The sequence below is a fragment of the Staphylococcus sp. 231237_7MaSpsaltlick genome (assembly GCF_043107035.1).
In genome coordinates this window covers 1-4,570 of record NZ_JBICNX010000064.1, presented here as the reverse complement: position 1 = coordinate 4,570, position 4,570 = coordinate 1, and the positions used below count along the sequence as shown (strand labels likewise).

General features: G+C 26.8%; 9 protein-coding genes. All 9 read right to left on the bottom strand.

The window, feature by feature from the left end:
* Positions 1-205, bottom strand: a 205-nt coding sequence (locus tag ACF91D_RS29480) for a hypothetical protein (protein ID WP_392438277.1), incomplete at its 3' end; no start/stop codon positions are given.
* A 40-nt stretch (positions 206-245) separates the two neighbouring features.
* On the bottom strand, positions 246-485 hold the full coding sequence (locus tag ACF91D_RS29475; protein WP_392438276.1) for a hypothetical protein: 240 nt from the start codon (positions 483-485) through the stop codon (positions 246-248).
* 47 nt (positions 486-532) lie between these two features.
* Entirely contained in the window at positions 533-1,261 is a 729-nt protein-coding gene (locus ACF91D_RS29470; RefSeq protein ID WP_392438275.1) for a zinc ribbon domain-containing protein, read from the bottom strand.
* Positions 1,262-1,281: 20 nt separating this feature from the next.
* A complete protein-coding gene (locus ACF91D_RS29465) occupies positions 1,282-1,416 on the bottom strand; it encodes a hypothetical protein (RefSeq protein ID WP_392438273.1) in 135 nt (44 codons plus the stop codon).
* A 274-nt stretch (positions 1,417-1,690) separates the two neighbouring features.
* A complete protein-coding gene (locus ACF91D_RS29460; protein ID WP_392438271.1) occupies positions 1,691-2,341 on the bottom strand; it encodes a DsbA family protein in 651 nt (216 codons plus the stop codon).
* Between the two features lie 22 nt (positions 2,342-2,363).
* On the bottom strand, positions 2,364-2,714 hold the full coding sequence (locus ACF91D_RS29455) for a transcriptional regulator, SarA/Rot family (protein WP_392438269.1): 351 nt from the start codon (positions 2,712-2,714) through the stop codon (positions 2,364-2,366).
* A gap of 120 nt (positions 2,715-2,834) precedes the next feature.
* Positions 2,835-3,449 (bottom strand): rhomboid family intramembrane serine protease, encoded by a 615-nt coding sequence (locus ACF91D_RS29450; protein WP_392438267.1) that lies wholly within the window; start codon positions 3,447-3,449, stop codon positions 2,835-2,837.
* 11 nt (positions 3,450-3,460) lie between these two features.
* Positions 3,461-4,198, bottom strand: coding sequence for a hypothetical protein (locus ACF91D_RS29445; protein WP_392438265.1), 738 nt, complete (start codon positions 4,196-4,198; stop codon positions 3,461-3,463).
* 108 nt (positions 4,199-4,306) lie between these two features.
* On the bottom strand, positions 4,307-4,570 hold a 264-nt coding region (locus ACF91D_RS29440), incomplete at its 5' end, for a hypothetical protein (RefSeq protein ID WP_392438263.1).

Genomic DNA, 4,570 nt, shown 5'->3' with positions numbered 1-4,570 from the left:
CATCATAAGATTTATACTTTTCACTAGCACCTAATTTTTCTCTCACATCATCTTTTTGTTGAGATGTTAAGTTAGCACCATAAGTAATAACATCATCTTTTAATTCTGGCTCTTTCTCATCTTTTTGTTGCTCTGCTAAAGCCTGTGTTGTTAATACAGAAGATAGTAAAAGTGTTGCTGTAATTGAACTCACTATTTTTTTCATTTTAAGTACCTCGCTTAAGATTTTTATTTTTATTTACCCACTAACATTCCACTTTTAATTGAGATGATTGGTTCACAAGTTGATTATCTAAAATCTTCTTACTGTTTACGTCATAGCTCAATTGAGACAAATAAATTTTCGTTCCTTTGTGACCAACCTTTTCAAATGTTCTCTTCATTTTGTTAATTTCGATTAATGCAGTTTCTTTTTTTATAAAGATTTCAGCTATTTCCCAACCATTGTCATCGACAAGTACCATACCATAACCTTTTCCATCCATTTGCCCAACACCTCAATGATTTTTTAATTTAATTTTTAAGGTTTTCCTTATGCTTTATGCTCTTCTAAATAGCGATTAACTATATTACTTGCAGCTATTTCATGATCATTCCAATGCTGAAAACCGCACTTTTTACATTTAAATTTATTATTCTTTTTCCTATTGTTTTTATCTATATCATGACAACTAGGACATGTGATAGATGTATTATGTTCGTACACGTAATGTATTCTATACCCATACTTTTTGCTGTACTTCCTAAATAAACCAATCACTTCACTAGCCAATATATAAAATTCGCTTGTCGTTGTATGAATATGAGGCAATCCTATAACATAAGTAATATTTGTTTTATATTTTTTAGTAAGTATTTTAATTGAAGATGATATAGGCTCTTCTATCTGCTTTTTAAATTTTTCAGTAACTTCGTTTATTGATAACTCTTTATTTGTAGCTCTATTTATATATTTATTAATAGCCATTACTATTTTCTCGTTTTCTATAGTAAATGTATGATTAATATTTGCATCTGAACATGTCATAAACGTTTTAGTACCTAAATCAATACCTAGGTAATCCACTTCTTCTCTATTTGTATTTTGAATATAGTCATATATAATTTTAACGTTTCTATATTTAGCATCTATTATATCTATAGGATTGTTACAATAATTTTCTATATTATCTTCATGTAGATTTATATTCTTTTTGTCTCTTTCAGTTATCTCTTTACTAATAAACCTAATTACATCATCAATAACTAAGTTCCCATACAATAGCCTCACCTCATTTCAATTTATCTATTACCTGCACTATTTACTAGTGTTATGAAAATTATTAATAATAGTACAACGCCACCTATTAAAGGATTAGACAACTTATCTGTTATAAAATCTAAACTTTGATGTATTATGTTTCTTATTATTTCCATACAATCCTCCTTTTATACAGTTAAGCATGAATAACAGTTCTTATATCATCTCAAAATACTTATCTGTTCGTTTTTTATACCTAAGTGTTTTTATTAAGTTATATTTGTAACATTTGAAGAGCTTACATTCATTTTATCGTACTTATATGGACGTTTCAATTATTTTTATAGTATTTTTTGTTAGTTTTGCAAATAAAATAACCCTCACTTTACAAAGTGAGAGCTAAAAAATATTAAATACAGATACCTATTTTCAAATTACTCTTAGTTTCTATTACTGAAGTTCCTTATCTATTTGTTTTTTTACATTTTGATAGTTATATATGTCTTTAACTACCTTGCCATTTATCATCATTGTTGGAACTTGTTGTATTTTATACTCATCTTTTAAATTCCTATCAGATTCCACATATTCATTTATTTTAGTACTATTACGATAGTTGGCTTCAATATCATTAAGCTGCTCTGATTTTAAATTCAAACTATTTAATTCTTTACCTAATAAGTCATTTGTTAGCCACTGTTTTTGTTTTTTTGCCTCATCACTTTGTATAGAATATAAATGTTCATGATATTCCCAATATTTCTTAGGATCAGTTTTAAATATAGATTGTCCCAGTTTAGCAGCCTTCATAGAATCTTCACCCATAAAAGCTAGATTAACAAATTTATAATAAACTTTACCCTCTTTAATATAGTCATTATCTAGTTTTCTAAAAACTTTATCATTATATTTTTTACAATATGGGCACTTGAAATCACCAAACATTACAATAGATACTTCACTATTCTTATTACCTTTGCTCACACTTTGCTTAGTATCATTATTTAGTTTAATTTTTTTGTTTTCTGCAAATCCAATAAATAAACAAACCATCGTGATTATTAGAAGTATAATTGTTAGAATCAATTTCCAATGTTTCACTAAATCACACCTCATTTATTAACTAATTGCTTACTGTGTATTCTTCAATATATTCATTGATTAATTCTAACAAAGCAACTGTATCTTCTTTTTGTTGATTAGTCATCGATACAGATACTTTCCTCAAGTTATCCTCACACCGCTCTTTCGTAATATAGCCTCTTTTTTCTAATTCTTTAACTTGTTTAGTTAATATAGATCCAGTTGTTTTTATAGTACTGATTAGTTCCTGTAAACTAATTTCTTGTCTTTCTGACTGTAGAACATAGTAAAGAATCATTATATGGTTTTGCGTTATATCAAGCGAATTATAAATATATTTATTCAATGTTTTTATATCTTGGTTAATCGATACATAGTCTTTAATATCCATTCTTGTGCCACCTTTCTATCTAAGATACCTTAAATACATTATATTACATTTAATTATTTTTGTAAATTTTATTATCAAATATTAGAGGGCGCATATACAACTTCACCCTCCAAAATTAATTTATTTAAGTATATATTGTTTTATATTTCCAATTATATATAAAAAAATAGGTAATGCAAAACCCCACAAAAGACCAATCAAATGCGCCATTATATTTACACCTTCACCTATAGCAGTATATGTGATGCCTATCATTATAGTTAATAATAGTAATATTATTAGAGCCTTATTTGTATGGAAGTTTATCGTTTTATTAATTATCAACAATGCAGCAAATCCTCCTAATAAGCTATATATTGACCCCGAAGCGCCAGATATGACAGCAGTATCACTTAACAGATAGCCTGTAATGTTTCCTAGTAGCCCCCCTACAAAAAATATAGTTATATATATATAATTATTATATTCAGTTTCTATTACATGACCTAAAACACCTAACATAATAATATTTATAATAAAATGACTAAATGATACATGTACAAAAATCGATATTATAAATGCCCACAGAGGTGATGTATGAGATAGAGCACCCACATTTATCATCTGATATGGTGTTGCTCCTGTTATTGCATGATCTTTATTAATCATGAGGTTATACAAATAGAACAAAACAATGATTAAAATTAAAATATTAGTGATTGATTTGTAAAATGGTTTTACATACTTTCCACTCATAACAAATCACCTCACTTAGATTGGTTTACTATATCTTCTATTATTTCTTCTACTGTTCTCATACTATTTAATAATATATTTAAAATCCATTCTTCTATATCGTAATCTTCAATTAATTGCTCTTGGGTTTTCCCACTTTTATATTGATTATATATTTCAAAGTTTTCTAATAAAATTGACTCCTGTAGTAATGTAGTTCCAGTTAATAATTGCTTATTTTCTTTCATGTTTTTCTTAATAATATAGACTGTAGAAGTATTAATGTCATATTTTTTCCCTATTCTATATCCTGTCTCTGACCCTTTTCTTAGGTCATTTCTAATACGATAACGTTTATACCATGATAACATCCTGCTAAGTGAGATAAATGTCATGTTAGATATCTCAAAACCATTAATATCTAATAGATTATCTAAAATACCTTTTTGTTTATCTATACTATAGCTCTCAAAAGATCCATTACGTCCAAATATTCTCTTTGCATCAAACTCTATATGTTCATAAGGTATACATCTCATTATTTGTTTGTGGATAATGGCTAAAACTTCATTTTTATTTTCTTTTCTAATCTTAGGTATATCTGGGTTTATTTCTTCAATCGCAGTGTAAAAAGCATATCTTGGTAATCCTGTCTCTTTTAATATATCTTTAACTGTTTTATATCCCAAAATATATTCCTGTACATTTTCTCTATTATTTTTAACTAAATATTCTATCATTATATGCTTTTGATACCTATTTTTACTCATATTTCCCCTCCTATTTTTATTTGTAGTATTAAATATATATTTTGTAGTTTTTTAAAGTTTTTATTGCCCCTCCATAAATGAGGGGCATATATTAATTAAAGTTATTATTTATAACCATACAAATTGTGATTTATCATGAAAAGATTCTTCTGAAATTATATTATTATTTTTATCCCATACGGTCGCATGCCATTTTGCAGTATTGTCATTCTGTTTTTCAATGTTTATAAACCATAATATTTCTTCTTTATTATTAATATTAGCAATGTAATTCTCAAACTTTTTTAATTCGCCTTTGTTAATTTTTTTTGAAAACCCAACTAGTAATCTAGCATCATCTTCTGAACCATGATAGCCTATCGGTACCATATG